The organism is Citrobacter sp. L55 (genome assembly GCF_002850715.1).
In the GTDB taxonomy this organism is placed as follows: Bacteria; Pseudomonadota; Gammaproteobacteria; order Enterobacterales; family Enterobacteriaceae; genus Citrobacter; species Citrobacter braakii.
In genome coordinates, this window is record NZ_KZ559411.1 from 26068 (window position 1) to 39551 (window position 13484).

The following is a 13484-nucleotide window of genomic DNA, read 5'->3' on the forward strand; positions in this document are numbered from 1 at the left end:
TCCGGCTCTATAAACGACGTAATAATTTTGCCGGATTTCCCGCATACACGCCTTTCTCGGTGATCGATTTGGTCACCACGCTTCCCGCGCCGACGACCACGCCATCACAGATAGTGACTGCCAGAATGGTCGCTCCGCTACCGATCGAGACATCGTCGCCAATCGTAATACGTCCCCAACTGTTGCGGTCGGCATTGGGTTTTCCTTCGCGAAACATATCGTTGGCGAACATCACGCCGTGACCGATAAAACAGCGGGCGCCGAGGGTGACATATTCGCAGATGAAGGTGTGCGACTGAATTTTGCTATCTGCGCCAATCTGCGTATTACCCTGGATTTCAACAAATGGTCCGACAAAAACGTTGTCCCCTAATGTGCAGTCGTAGAGATTTGCGGGTTCATAGATCACCACGTTCTCACCGCAGGTAACGTTGCGAACAGCGGATTGTCTTAGCTGCATAATTCATCCTGTGAAATGTGTCGTGACACTCATCATTCCCTGCTGACCTTTCTTGCACAAAATATAAACAAAAAATGTAGATCTCTGTCACATTTTTGCGTTATACAGGAACCTTGCCACTGAGTAAGAGGTGCTGTTATGACGTCGCTATCTCGTCCGCGCGTGGAGTTTATCTCCACTATTTTACAGACCGTGTTGAATCTGGGGTTGCTGAGTCTGGGCCTGATCCTGGTCGTATTCCTCGGGAAAGAAACGCTGCATCTGGCGGATGTGCTGTTCGCGCCGGAACAAACCAGCAAGTATGAACTGGTGGAAGGGCTGGTGGTTTACTTTCTCTACTTTGAATTTATCGCGCTGATTGTGAAGTACTTTCAGTCAGGTTTTCACTTTCCGCTGCGCTACTTTGTCTATATCGGGATCACTGCGATTGTGCGGCTGATCATTGTCGATCATAAAGCGCCGATGGATGTGCTGATCTATTCTGCGGCGATCCTGCTGCTGGTGATCACCCTGTGGCTGTGTAATTCCAAACGGCTGAAGCGAGAGTAAAAGACAACACGCCGCAATTGGGCTGCGGCGTGTTTTGGGTAAAAATTACTGCGCAGAGGCCGGCTGGGTTTTCTCCGCTGCGGGCTCCCACAGCTCTTCAAATTTATCCACCGTCATGATCGCCAATACGGTAAAGCTAAGGTTGATCACGCCGATGGCGATAATGCCTGCGCCAAACTAATTCTGTTTAATTTGTCGAGTTTCAGGCGAAAAATTGATTTGCAGTGATGGGGGGCACGAAAGGAAATAATCGTAAGCGTAATGCAAAATAACATAAAAAAAGGGCGCTCCGTAGAGCGCCGAATAACAGTCACAGGTTGGGATAACATAAGTTGAGGGTTGCAGTGGCATTGCCCGTTGCCGGGCAGTTACTTCGGTAAAACTTAACCTTTCACACCACCCGCCGTCAGTCCGTTGACCAGCCAGCGCTGTGCCAGCAGGAACACCAGAGTGATCGGAATGGCTGAAAGTACAGCTGCGGCGGCAAAGTCGCCCCACAAATAGTTCTGTGGATTGAGGTACTGCTGCATACCTACCGCAAGGGTATAGCTGTTCACATCACGCAGCAGCAGTGATGCGACCGGTACTTCGGTAATCGCGGCAATGAAAGACAGAATAAACACGACCGCCAGAATCGGAACGGAAAGCGGTAGCAACACCAGGCGGAATGCCTGCCATGGCGTTGCGCCATCCAGCGCGGCCGCTTCTTCCAGCGAACCGTCGATGGTTTCGAAATAGCCCTTAATCGTCCATACATGCAGCGCAATACCGCCGAGATAGGCGAAGATCACGCCACCGTGAGTGTTCAGACCAATAAACGGAATGTACTGGCCCAGGCGGTCAAACAAAGCATACAACGCGACCAGAGACAGCACCGCCGGGAACATCTGGAATATCAGCATCCCTTTCAGCAGGGTTGCTTTGCCCGGGAAACGCATACGGGCAAAGGCGTAAGCGCAGGTGGTGGAAAGCGTCACGATACCGATCGCGGTAATGGTGGCTACTTTCACCGAGTTCCACAGCCATAACAGCACCGGGAACGGCGGCGGCGTCACGCGGCCATCCACATGCTCAACGCTAAAGCCCAGCGCCAGTTTCCAGTGTTCCCAGGAGATGTTTTCCGGGATCAGGCTGCCGGTGGCAAAGTTACCTTCACGCAGCGAGATAGCGATAACCATCAGCAGCGGGAACATGATCGCTGCAATGAAAATCAGCAGCAGCAAGTGCGTTGTTAAGAGACGCAGTTTCTGAGATTTGGGTTGTACCATAGCCATGTTCGTTGTCTCCCTTAATCAAACTTCATACGCGTGGCTTTCAGGTTCACGATGGCCAGCGCACCGACCAGCAGGAAGATCAGCGTGGCAATCGCCGCCGCCAGACCGAAGTCCTGACCACCGCCGCCTTCGAAGGCGATACGGTAGGTGTAGCTCACGAGCAGGTCGGTATAGCCTGCTGGCGTGGTGGTACCAAGACGGTCTGGACCACCGTTGGTCAACAGTTGAATCAGCACGAAGTTGTTAAAGTTAAAGGCGAAGCTGGCGATCATCAGCGGCGTCAGCGGCTTAATCAGCAGTGGCAACGTAATCTTAAAGAAGTTCTGGAACGGACCTGCACCATCCATCGCCGACGCTTCATACAGGTCGTCAGGGATCGCTTTAAGCAGACCCATGCACAGGATCATCATGTACGGGTAACCAAGCCAGGTGTTGACGATAATAATCATCGAACGCGCGGTGGTTGGGTCGCTGAACCAGGCCGGTTTGATGCCAAACAGTGCGCTCAGCATCATGTTGATTTCACCGAAGCTCTGGTTGAACAGCCCTTTGAAAATCAGAATCGAAATAAACGACGGTACGGCATACGGCAGAATCAGCAGGACACGGTAAATCGCTTTGCCTTTGAGAGACTCCCACTGTACGAGACAGGCTAGTACCATCCCCACGGCCACGGTGAGGATCACGGTCAGAACGGAGAAGACCACCGTCCAGACAAAGATGGCGAAGAACGGTTTCTGAATGCCTTCGTCGGTAAATACGCGGGTGAAGTTGTCCCAACCGATGGCAACGGTATAGCCTGGGCTGAGTTTTTCGTTACCCCAGCTACCGTCAGCGTTAATTGCCTGATAATAACCAATATCGTTGTTGGCGCGGTATTTTACGCCGCTTTGGCTGTTGGTGAGCGTGCCGTCATCAGCGAGCGTATAGAGTGGCTGCGTGCCGGAAAACTGGCGCAGTGAACTCATAATCACTTTGCTTTCATCCGGCAGGATGGCGGTGAGTTGGGTTAACGCCTGGCGATTTTGCGTAATGACACGCAGCGTCGCACGTTCGCCCGTTGGCAGCGCTTCGGCTTCTTTCAACTGCAGTTTCTGTTCGCCGCCAAATTTAAAGGCGTCGGAGAGATAATTCTTGCCAGTTTCACCGTCGGTGAGGGCCAGTTGCCACTCCGTACCCGCCGGATACAGGCCGAAGTTGTAGGTTTTCCCCGCCTGATAAGAACGGTCCATCAGGACTTCCTGAGCACGTTCAAAGGTCAGTTGGTTGGTGCTGCTGTAGTTGGTAAAGGCAATTGCGATAGTACAAATCAGCGGAAACAGGACAAACAGCCCCATCCCGGCAACGCCTGGGTAAACATAGCGCCAGGCGTAGGCTTTACGGTTAGCAAAAATATACAGGCCAGCAGAGCTTAAAATCAGCGTCATGATGGCAAACAGGTACTCCCCCTGAGCATACATCAAAACAACAAGGTAACCGACCAGCAGCCCAAGCAGACCCATCACTGACCATTTCAGCCGGTCGCTTTGCCACCAGTGTTTCTTTTTAATGACATCCATGGGGATCAATCCTCTTTACGCTTTATCCTTCGCACTACCTCTTTGTTGGCTGCGGAAGCTCACCCCAGTCACTTACTTATGTAAGCTCCTGGGGATTTGCCTCCTTGCCGCCTCGATGTAGCGCGAATGATTTCGCGTAACAACGTATTCAATAAACCTGATTCCCTAAGAAATAAGGGAAACCGTATTACTTGGTGATACGACCTTGTGCATCTTTCAGCGCGGCATCGACGGTCTGACGGCCGCTGGCAGCGTTGATCACTGCGGTACGAACGGCATACCAGAATGCGGACATCTGCGGGATGTTCGGCATGATCTCGCCTTTCTGGGCGTTATCCATGGTGGCCGCGATACGCGGGTCTTTCGCTAACTGATCCTGGAAGGATTTCAGCGCAACCGCGCCCAGCGGTTTGTCCTTATTCACTTCATCCAGACCCTGATCGGTCAGCAGGTAGTTTTCGAGGAACTCTTTTGCCAGTTCTTTGTTCGGGCTGGCAGCGTTGATACCTGCGCTCAGAACGCCCACGAACGGTTTGGACGGTTTACCCTTGAAGGTTGGCAGCAGGGCAACGCCGTAATTCACCTTGCTCTTATCGATGTTGGACCACGCCCACGGACCGTTGATGGTCATCGCGGTGTCACCTTTGTTAAAGGCCGCTTCGGCGATGGAGTAATCGGTATCCGCGTTCATGTGTTTGTTCTTGATCAGATCAACCAGGAAGGTCAGACCCGCTTTTGCGCCCGCGTTGTCCACGCCCACGTCTTTCACGTCGTACTTGCCGTTTTCAAACTTGAACGCGTAACCGCCGTCGGCGGCAATCAGCGGCCAGGTGAAGTACGGTTCTTGCAGGTTGAACATCAGCGCGGATTTCCCTTTCGCCTTCAGCTCTTTATCCAGCGCAGGAATTTCTTCCCAGGTTTTTGGCGGGTTCGGAACGAGGTCTTTGTTGTAAATCAACGACAGCGCTTCAACCGCGATCGGGTAGGCAATCAGTTTGCCGTTATAGCGTACGGCATCCCAGGTGAACGGATAGAGTTTGTCCTGGAACGCTTTATCTGGGGTGATTTCAGCCAGCAGGCCAGACTGAGCGTAGCCGCCAAAACGGTCATGTGCCCAGAAGATGATGTCAGGGCCATCGCCAGTCGCGGCAACCTGTGGGAACTTCTCTTCCAGTTTGTCCGGGTGCTCAATGGTGACTTTGATACCGGTGTCTTTCTCGAATTTTTTGCCCACTTCAGCGAGGCCGTTATAGCCCTTGTCGCCGTTAATCCAGATAACCAGCTTACCTTCTTCAATCTTGGCGAGAGCCGAGGCGGAAAACATCATCGTCGTTAATGCAGACAATGCGAGGATGCGTGCGCCAGTTTTGATTTTCATAGTTCCCATCCTGTTTGGTGATTTTGCAGAGGTGGCTTAACGGTTACTAGTTTCTTTATACGACAACCTCTTTCCATCCTCCTTACCCCTACGCCCCACCCGCTCTTTATGTGATCTGTGTTACATAAATGTGAGTATTGCGTACTGGCGCACATAAAAACCCACTGATTTTTGCAGGCTGCATCACGAAATTCCTCCGCGGCGTACGGCCCGGGTCTCAGACGCTGTTCTCTCATCCTCCCGCCTCCTCCCCCATAAAAAAGCCGGGGGTGGAGGATTCACGCAGTCAAGGGATCACGCATAGTCAGCCCATCATGAATGTTGCTGTCGATGACAGGTTGTAACGAAGGGAGAAGGGCATGGCGAGCGTACAGCTGCGAAATGTAACGAAAGCCTGGGGTGACGTGGTGGTATCGAAAGATATCAATCTCGACATTCACGAAGGGGAATTCGTGGTGTTTGTCGGACCGTCAGGCTGCGGTAAGTCGACCTTGCTGCGTATGATCGCCGGACTTGAAACCATCACCAGTGGCGACCTGTTTATCGGGGAGACCCGGATGAACGACATTCCCCCCGCCGAACGCGGCGTGGGCATGGTCTTTCAGTCCTACGCGTTGTATCCCCATTTATCCGTCGCAGAAAACATGTCGTTTGGCCTCAAACTGGCTGGCGCAAAAAAAGAGGTGATGAATCAGCGCGTGAATCAGGTCGCGGAAGTTCTGCAACTGGCGCACCTGCTGGAGCGTAAACCGAAAGCGCTTTCCGGCGGACAACGTCAGCGTGTGGCGATTGGCCGAACGCTGGTTGCCGAGCCGCGCGTATTCCTGCTGGATGAACCGTTGTCGAACCTCGACGCCGCTCTGCGTGTGCAAATGCGTATTGAAATCTCCCGCCTGCATAAACGTCTGGGCCGCACGATGATTTACGTCACCCACGATCAGGTCGAAGCGATGACGCTGGCCGACAAAATTGTGGTGCTGGATGCCGGTCGCGTGGCGCAGGTCGGCAAACCGCTGGAGCTATACCACTATCCGGCTGACCGCTTTGTGGCGGGCTTTATTGGCTCGCCGAAGATGAACTTCCTGCCGGTGAAAGTCACCGGGACGGCCATCGATCAGGTGCAGGTTGAACTGCCCAACCGCCAGCAAATATGGCTACCAGTGGACAGCCATGCGGTACAGGTTGGTGCCAACATGTCTTTAGGTATCCGCCCGGAACATCTGCTGCCCAGCGATATCGCCGATGTCACCCTCGAAGGTGAAGTGCAGGTGGTCGAGCAGCTTGGTCACGAAACTCAAATTCATATCCAGATCCCCGCCATCCGTCAAAACCTGGTTTACCGCCAGAACGACGTGGTGTTGGTAGAAGAGGGTGCCACATTCGCTATCGGCCTGCCGCCAGAGCGTTGCCATCTGTTCCGTGAGGATGGCACTGCATGTCGTCGGTTGCATCAAGAGCCGGGCGTTTAAGGTCCCATAAAAAACGAAACGCAAAGCCATTCGAAGCTACATCGAGGCGGCAAGTAAATGAATCCCCGGGAGTGTACAAAGAGTACGCGACTGGGGTGAAAGAACGCAGCCAACAAAGAGGCAGCCCGAAGGGGGACGCGTTTAAAGAAAAGCAATGATCTCAGGAGATAGAACGATGATTACTCTGCGCAAACTCCCTCTGGCGGTTGCTGTAGCAGCAGGCATTATGTCTGTTCAGGCAATGGCTGTAGATTTCCACGGTTACGCTCGTTCCGGTATTGGCTGGACAGGGAGTGGCGGTGAACAACAGTGTTTCCAGGCAACCGGTGCACAAAGTAAATACCGTCTCGGTAACGAATGTGAAACCTATGCGGAAATCAAATTAGGTCAGGAAGTGTGGAAAGAAGGCGATAAGAGCTTCTACTTCGACACCAACGTTGCTTACTCCGTCGCACAGCAGAATGACTGGGAAGGCACAGATCCGGCATTCCGTGAAGCTAACGTGCAGGGTAAAAACCTGATCGAATGGCTGCCAGGCTCCACTATCTGGGCCGGTAAGCGCTTCTACCAGCGTCATGACGTACACATGATCGACTTCTACTACTGGGATATTTCAGGTCCTGGCGCCGGTATTGAAAACATCGATCTGGGCTTCGGTAAACTGTCTTTGGCAGCGAGCCGTTCACAGGAAGCGGGTGGTTCATACGCTTTCAGCAGCCAGAATATCTATGATCGTACCAAAGACACCGCGAACGATGTATTTGACGTTCGTTTAGCGCAGTTGGCAACTAACCCGGATGGGATGTTGGAACTGGGCGTTGACTATGGTCGCGCGAATACCACCGATGATTACAGGCTGGCGGACGGCGCATCTAAAGATGGTTGGATGTTCACCGCTGAACATACCCAGAGCATGCTGAAGGGCTACAACAAGTTTGTCGTTCAGTACGCCACAGATTCCATGACCACCCAGGGCAAAGGCCTGAACCAGGGTTCTTATGGTTCTTCCACTACGACCATTGAAGATCCCGTTACTGGCGTTAAAACCAACTATGCCAACAATGTTGTGAATAACAACGGTAGCCTGTTCCGCGTGTTGGACCACGGTGCAATCTCCCTGGGCGACAAGTGGGACCTGATGTACGTCGGTATGTACCAGAACCTCGACATGGATAACGACCTGGGGACCGAATGGTACACCGTTGGTATTCGCCCGATGTATAAATGGACGCCAATCATGAGCACCCTGCTGGAAGTCGGTTACGACAACGTCAAATCTCAGCAGACCAGCGATCGCAACAGCCAGTACAAAATCACCCTGGCCCAACAATGGCAGGCGGGTGACAGCATCTGGTCTCGTCCGGCAATCCGCGTCTTCGCAACCTATGCAAAATGGGATGAAGAGTGGGGTTACATCAAAAATGGTAACGACGTAACCAAATTCGCAGCGGCAACGAACTCTGGCCTCAGCACAACCAGCCGTGGCGACAACGATGAGTGGTCCTTCGGTGCCCAGATGGAAATCTGGTGGTAATTCAGCACTAACCTGACGTAAAGACCGAAAGAGGGGCGCAAGCCCCTCTTGATTACGGTTTAGCGCGCTATTGCCTGGCCACCGCTGAACCCATGCTATCTGAGGTGATAACAATGAAAATGAAGAAAAGTCTCGTTGCCCTTTGTTTATCTGCAGGGTTATTTGCCAGCGCTCCTGGCATCAGCCTGGCCGATGTGAATATTGTTCCGCAGAACACCACCGCGGCCCCATCTATTCCCACTGCGGCGCTGCAGCAGTTAACCTGGACACCTGTTGATCAATCCAAAACCCAGTCTTCGCCGCTTGCGACAGCGGGTCAGCGTCTGGATGTCGCCGGTATTACCGGCCCGGTCGCTGCGTATAGCGTCCCGGCGAATATTGGCGAGCTCACTCTGACGCTGTCCAGTGAAGTGAATAAACAAACCAGCGTATTTGCGCCAAACGTATTAATTCTTGACCAAAACATGACGCCATCTGCGTTCTTCCCCAGCAGCTATTTTACTTACCAGGAGCCCGGCGTGATGAGTGCCGATCGTCTGGAAGGGGTAATGCGTCTGACGCCAGCGCTGGGTCAGCAAAAACTCTATGTTTTGGTCTTTACCACTGATAAAGATCTCCAGCAGACCACAACCCTGCTTGACCCGGCAAAAGCCTATGCCAAGGGCGTAGGTAACGCTATTCCGGATATTCCAGACCCGATCGCCCGTCATACCACCGACGGTTTACTGAAACTGAAAGTCAAAACCAGCTCCTCCTCCAGTGTTCTGGTCGGGCCGCTGTTTGGTTCATCCGGCCCTGGTCCTGTCACGGTGGGCAATACCGCCGCGCCTGCGGTGACCTATGCGGCTCCGGCAGCAGCCGTTGCTGCTCCAGCGCCACAACCGGTGAAGAAAAGTGAGCCGATGCTGAACGACACGGAAAGTTATTTTAACCAGGGCATTAAGGATGCTGTTGCGAAAGGCGATGTCGATAAAGCGCTGAAGCTGCTTGATGAAGCTGAGCGTCTGGGATCCAAATCTGCCCGATCCACCTTTATCAGCAGTGTAAAAGGCAAGGGGTAAACATCGCCCCGCATTGTTGATTTTGCAACAACTGGTGCGTCTCCTGGCGCACCTTTTTTTATCCTTCGGTGCTAATTGTTACACTTATGTTGCTCTGGCGATCACTTAATTGTGTTTGCTCACCCCGTAATGCATTTTCTGCGATACAATGCCTTCAAGTTATAAATCGGAGAGTAAGGCATGCCACACCCTGCGTTAACGCAACTGCGTGCGCTGCGTTATTTTGATGCGATCCCGGCGCTGGACGCCCAACTGCTCGACTGGTTGTTACTGGAAGATTCCATGACTAAACGTTTTGAGCAGCAGGGAAAACAGGTCACCGTAACGTTGATTCGCGAAGCATTCGTTGGGCAAAATGAGGTGCCTGAAGAGCTGCCGCTGCTGCCTAAAGAGTCCCGTTATTGGTTACGTGAGATCCTGTTATGCGCGGATGGTGAACCCTGGCTTGCCGGGCGGACCGTGGTGCCTGAATCAACCTTGTGCGGCCCTGAGCTGGCCTTACAAAATCTGGGGAAAACCCCGCTCGGACGCTACCTGTTTACATCATCGACATTGACCCGAGATTTTATTGAGATTGGCCGCGATGCAGCGCTGTGGGGGCGCCGTTCCCGCCTGCGGCTGAGCGGTAAGCCGCTGATGCTTACCGAGCTTTTTCTACCTGCATCGCCGTTGTACTGAGAGGAAGATAAAGATGGAGTGGAGTCTGACGCAGAATAAGCTGCTGGCATTTCACCGCTTGATGCGTACGGATAAGCCAATCGGTGCCTTACTGCTGCTCTGGCCTACGCTGTGGGCATTGTGGGTGGCAACCCCAGGCATGCCGCAAATGTGGATCCTGGCTGTGTTTGTCGCTGGCGTTTGGTTAATGCGCGCCGCCGGCTGCGTGGTGAATGATTATGCCGACAGGAAATTTGACGGACACGTTAAGCGCACCGCAAATCGCCCGTTGCCGAGCGGGGCCGTCACTGAAAAAGAGGCCCGAACGCTGTTCGTCGTATTGGTACTGCTGGCCTTCCTGCTGGTTTTGACGCTCAACACGATGACCATTTTGTTGTCCGTTGCGGCGTTAGCGCTGGCGTGGGTTTACCCGTTCATGAAGCGCTATACGCACCTGCCGCAGGTGGTGCTGGGGGCGGCGTTTGGCTGGTCGATCCCGATGGCGTTCGCCGCCGTGAGCGAGTCCGTACCGCTGAGCTGCTGGCTGATGTTCCTCGCCAATATTCTCTGGGCGGTGGCCTACGACACGCAGTATGCGATGGTTGACCGCGATGATGACCTGAAGATCGGCATTAAATCGACCGCGATTCTGTTCGGTCAAAACGACAAGCTGATCATTGGTATCCTGCAGGTGGGCGTACTGGTGCTGATGGCGCTGGTGGGTTGGCTAAACGGGCTGGGACTGGGTTATTACTGGTCTCTGCTGGTGGCTGGCGCGCTATTTGTATATCAGCAGAAACTGATCGTCAATCGCGAGCGTGATGCCTGTTTTAAAGCGTTTATGAACAATAACTACGTCGGTCTGGTGCTGTTCTTAGGGCTGGCGATGAGCTACTGGCATTTTTGAGTTTGGCTTAGCCTGCAAAATAAAAAACCGGTCATTTCATTTCGACCGGTTTTTTTATGCTTACTCGCCCTGTGTGGCGCTCTCGATGGTCAGACGCACATCTGACGTGACCAGTTCGGCCAACATCTGATAGATCTTCATCGTCTCTTCCGGTTCGGCATCTCCGGTATCGCTGATGAATCCCTCGTCACGCAGCGTCAGCACCAGAGAGCTGAACACGGCTTTATCGAAGAATTCCGGCGCGTTAATGCCGTGCAGTACGGAGAGGCGTTGCGCCACGGTACGGCTCTCTTTCTCCAGCGTGCCACGGTTGATAGACGGGTTCGCGCTCAGCAGCCAGAAGGTAATGGCGTAGCGTTGCAACGTCTCGCGAGCACCCGCCGCCAACAGCTGTAGCGTACGAGAGCGGGCCGGATTGATATGCAGTTCGTCATCGTTCAGGGTGATCAGTCCCTGGCGCTGCATTTCGCTGGCCAGTTCGTCAATCACTCCGGCGAGTTCATCACGCTCCCAACGTAAGAACAGCTCTGCTTTCAGCATCGGGTACAGCGCATCAATATGCTGCTGTAGCGCGGCGCGTGAAATACGACGATGCTGAGTCACAATGGCTGCCATCAACGAAGGCAGAACCAGCATATGCGCAATGTTGTTGCGGTAATACGTCATCAATACCGCCTGCTCGCGCGGCAGAATGATGATGTCACCGATGGTGTCTTTCTCGACCTCAAACTTATTCATCTGTAAGGCATGGTCGATCAATTCACTGGCGCTCTGCGCAGGAACCGTAGCATCCGCCGCGTACGGCACGTTGCGCAGCAGACTCAGATAGCAGTCGAGCTGTTCAGTCAGTTGCTCACGGGTCAGAGAGCGCTGGCGGGAGGCCAACAGCGCGGTACAGCACAGGTTCATGGCATTGGCCGCGCCTGCGTTGTTAATGCGTACCATCAGATCGGCGGCAATGCTATTCACCGTCGGCGTCAGCCAGGCCGGGCGGATGGACTCGATAGGATCGATCGATTCACGCCACTCCGGTACATGCTGGTTGAGGTAAGTCATCAATGGCATCGGTTCGCCAAAGTTGACATAACCCTGGCCCAGATTACGCAGCTTGCTCAAGCCACGCAGCATTTGCGGCAAACTCTCTTTCTCTTTCGTCGCGCCACGCAGCTCTTTCGCGTACGTGCCTACTTCCATTACGTGCTCGTAGCCGATGTAGATGGGTACGAGGGTAATCGGACGCGTACCGCCGCGCAGCATCGCCTGAATGGTCATCGACAGCGTGCCGGTTTTCGGGTCGAGCAGACGCCCGGTACGTGAACGGCCTCCTTCGACAAAGTATTCAACCGAGTAGCCGCGGCTGAACAACTCGCCCAGGTATTCGCGGAAAACGGTGGAATAGAGCTTGTTGCCCTTGAAGGTACGACGAATAAAGAACGCGCCCAGACGACGGAAAATCGGACCTGCTGGCCAGAAGTTCAGGTTGATACCGGCAGCGATGTGCGGCGGAACCAGCCCCTGGTGGTACAGAACGTACGACAGCAGCATATAGTCCATATGGCTGCGGTGGCACGGAACATAGACGATTTCGTGCCCATCGTGCGCCAACTGACGTACACGCTCCGCATTGTGAACGTTAATCCCCTGATACAGACGGTTCCAGGTAAAGCCCAGAATACGGTCTGTCAGACGAATCATCTCGTAGGAGAAGTTGGCGGCAATCTCTTCCATCAGCGCAATGGCATTTTGCTGCGCTTTTTCGTGGGAGATTTTTTTACTGCGTGCTTCATCTTCTACCGCGCGAGCGATAGCTTTTGAGGCCAGCAGCTTATTGAACAGGTCCTGGCGGGCAGGGAGGCGCGGGCCGACTGCGGCCAGACGCTGACGAGCAAAGTGCATGCGCGCCACGCGAGCCAGTTTCTGAGCGATGATTTTATCCGTACCGTGTTCGTCCGCCATGCGACGCAGGGAGACCGACGGGGAGAAGCGGACAAAACTGTCGCGACCCAGCCAGGACACAGCAAAGAATTTCTGTACGCCGTTCAGCATGCGCAGCGGCGGATTGACCTCGCCTTTTTCACGCCCAGGCGCACGGCCAAACATCACCGAAACTGGCACCATTTGCACATCCAGGTCTGGATTGCTGCGGTGCAAGTCGAGATAGTTATGGAACAGCTTAATGGACTCTTCTTTCGGCGTGTAATAGGTGAACACGCGCGGGCCGCCGTGAATAAACACGTAGCGCGGCAGCAGAGTTCCGTCTATCTCCAACGGTTCCAGGGGATCCGGGAGATCGTGCACCAGACATTGGGCACGCAGCGTCAGCAAGTCTGCTTTTGAATTGTACGGTAGGACGTACATAATGGGACGCGAAGTATCGAGCCCCAATTCCGGGGCAGGTTCTGCCGGAATAGACTTGCTTTTTACCAGGACGCTTAATGGTAAATTCAGTAATTTGTAGTAAATTCGTGGCCAGCCGGACATAAACGATGTAAAGCCTCTGGTTAATAATGCAAATGCGCTGCAAGGATATCAGAAAGTTTAGTGAATTTCTGGTGTATCCGGTCATACTTCGCGCTGCTTTGCCACACCCTGAAACAAACGGGGTAACGTTACAATGACATTGACGCTAATAATGT

11 protein-coding genes are annotated in these 13484 nt (G+C 53.5%); 6 read left to right on the top strand and 5 right to left on the bottom strand.

Annotated elements, in window-relative coordinates:
* Positions 1-7: 7 nt before the first annotated feature.
* A complete protein-coding gene (locus B9P82_RS20775; RefSeq protein WP_016155439.1) occupies positions 8-460 on the bottom strand; it encodes an acyltransferase in 453 nt (150 codons plus the stop codon).
* 138 nt (positions 461-598) lie between these two features.
* Here B9P82_RS20775 and psiE point away from each other — a divergent pair, with 138 nt between their 5' ends.
* Positions 599-1009, top strand: a complete 411-nt coding sequence (gene psiE / locus B9P82_RS20780; RefSeq protein WP_003031674.1) for a phosphate-starvation-inducible protein PsiE — start codon at positions 599-601, stop codon at positions 1007-1009.
* A gap of 383 nt (positions 1010-1392) precedes the next feature.
* On the opposite strand, the gene malG is transcribed toward psiE, so the two are convergent.
* The 3 genes from malG to malE all read right to left on the bottom strand — a co-directional run bounded on the left by malG (position 1393) and on the right by malE (position 5220).
* Positions 1393-2283 (bottom strand): maltose ABC transporter permease MalG, encoded by an 891-nt coding sequence (gene malG, locus B9P82_RS20790; RefSeq protein WP_101700862.1) that lies wholly within the window; start codon positions 2281-2283, stop codon positions 1393-1395.
* 14 nt (positions 2284-2297) lie between these two features.
* Positions 2298-3842 (bottom strand): maltose ABC transporter permease MalF, encoded by a 1545-nt coding sequence (gene malF / locus B9P82_RS20795; protein WP_101700863.1) that lies wholly within the window; start codon positions 3840-3842, stop codon positions 2298-2300.
* Positions 3843-4029: 187 nt separating this feature from the next.
* Entirely contained in the window at positions 4030-5220 is a 1191-nt protein-coding gene (malE, locus tag B9P82_RS20800; RefSeq protein ID WP_016155342.1) for a maltose/maltodextrin ABC transporter substrate-binding protein MalE, read from the bottom strand.
* 359 nt (positions 5221-5579) lie between these two features.
* Here malE and malK point away from each other — a divergent pair, with 359 nt between their 5' ends.
* From malK to ubiA, 5 genes are all read left to right on the top strand, one after another.
* On the top strand, positions 5580-6689 hold the full coding sequence (malK, locus tag B9P82_RS20805) for a maltose/maltodextrin ABC transporter ATP-binding protein MalK (RefSeq protein WP_016155343.1): 1110 nt from the start codon (positions 5580-5582) through the stop codon (positions 6687-6689).
* A gap of 175 nt (positions 6690-6864) precedes the next feature.
* The gene (locus B9P82_RS20810; RefSeq protein ID WP_016155344.1) at positions 6865-8223 is read left to right on the top strand and encodes a maltoporin; all 1359 of its coding nucleotides are present in this window, start codon (positions 6865-6867) and stop codon (positions 8221-8223) included.
* A 113-nt stretch (positions 8224-8336) separates the two neighbouring features.
* On the top strand, positions 8337-9284 hold the full coding sequence (gene malM, locus B9P82_RS20815) for a maltose operon protein MalM (protein ID WP_016155345.1): 948 nt from the start codon (positions 8337-8339) through the stop codon (positions 9282-9284).
* Between the two features lie 180 nt (positions 9285-9464).
* Complete coding sequence (gene ubiC / locus B9P82_RS20820) at positions 9465-9962, top strand: chorismate lyase (RefSeq protein ID WP_016155346.1); 498 nt, start codon at positions 9465-9467, stop codon at positions 9960-9962.
* A 13-nt stretch (positions 9963-9975) separates the two neighbouring features.
* Positions 9976-10848 carry a 4-hydroxybenzoate octaprenyltransferase gene (ubiA, locus tag B9P82_RS20825; RefSeq protein ID WP_016155441.1) on the top strand — a complete coding sequence of 291 codons (873 nt, stop codon included), beginning with the start codon at positions 9976-9978 and terminating at the stop codon, positions 10846-10848.
* A gap of 60 nt (positions 10849-10908) precedes the next feature.
* Here ubiA and plsB read toward each other — a convergent pair whose 3' ends face one another.
* Positions 10909-13329 carry a glycerol-3-phosphate 1-O-acyltransferase PlsB gene (gene plsB, locus B9P82_RS20830; RefSeq protein ID WP_101700864.1) on the bottom strand — a complete coding sequence of 807 codons (2421 nt, stop codon included), beginning with the start codon at positions 13327-13329 and terminating at the stop codon, positions 10909-10911.
* Between the last annotated feature and the right edge of the window lie 155 nt (positions 13330-13484).

Excerpts from the sequence above, each read along its gene's own strand:
- B9P82_RS20775 (WP_016155439.1), bottom strand. The coding sequence starts at position 460 with ATGCAGCTAAGACAATCCGCTGTTCGCAACGTTACCTGCGGTGAGAAC.
- psiE (WP_003031674.1), top strand. The coding sequence starts at position 599 with ATGACGTCGCTATCTCGTCCGCGCGTGGAGTTTATCTCCACTATTTTA.
- malG (WP_101700862.1), bottom strand. The coding sequence starts at position 2,283 with ATGGCTATGGTACAACCCAAATCTCAGAAACTGCGTCTCTTAACAACG.
- malF (WP_101700863.1), bottom strand. The coding sequence starts at position 3,842 with ATGGATGTCATTAAAAAGAAACACTGGTGGCAAAGCGACCGGCTGAAA.
- malE (WP_016155342.1), bottom strand. The coding sequence starts at position 5,220 with ATGAAAATCAAAACTGGCGCACGCATCCTCGCATTGTCTGCATTAACG.
- malK (WP_016155343.1), top strand. The coding sequence starts at position 5,580 with ATGGCGAGCGTACAGCTGCGAAATGTAACGAAAGCCTGGGGTGACGTG.
- B9P82_RS20810 (WP_016155344.1), top strand. The coding sequence starts at position 6,865 with ATGATTACTCTGCGCAAACTCCCTCTGGCGGTTGCTGTAGCAGCAGGC.
- malM (WP_016155345.1), top strand. The coding sequence starts at position 8,337 with ATGAAAATGAAGAAAAGTCTCGTTGCCCTTTGTTTATCTGCAGGGTTA.
- ubiC (WP_016155346.1), top strand. The coding sequence starts at position 9,465 with ATGCCACACCCTGCGTTAACGCAACTGCGTGCGCTGCGTTATTTTGAT.
- ubiA (WP_016155441.1), top strand. The coding sequence starts at position 9,976 with ATGGAGTGGAGTCTGACGCAGAATAAGCTGCTGGCATTTCACCGCTTG.
- plsB (WP_101700864.1), bottom strand. The coding sequence starts at position 13,329 with ATGTCCGGCTGGCCACGAATTTACTACAAATTACTGAATTTACCATTA.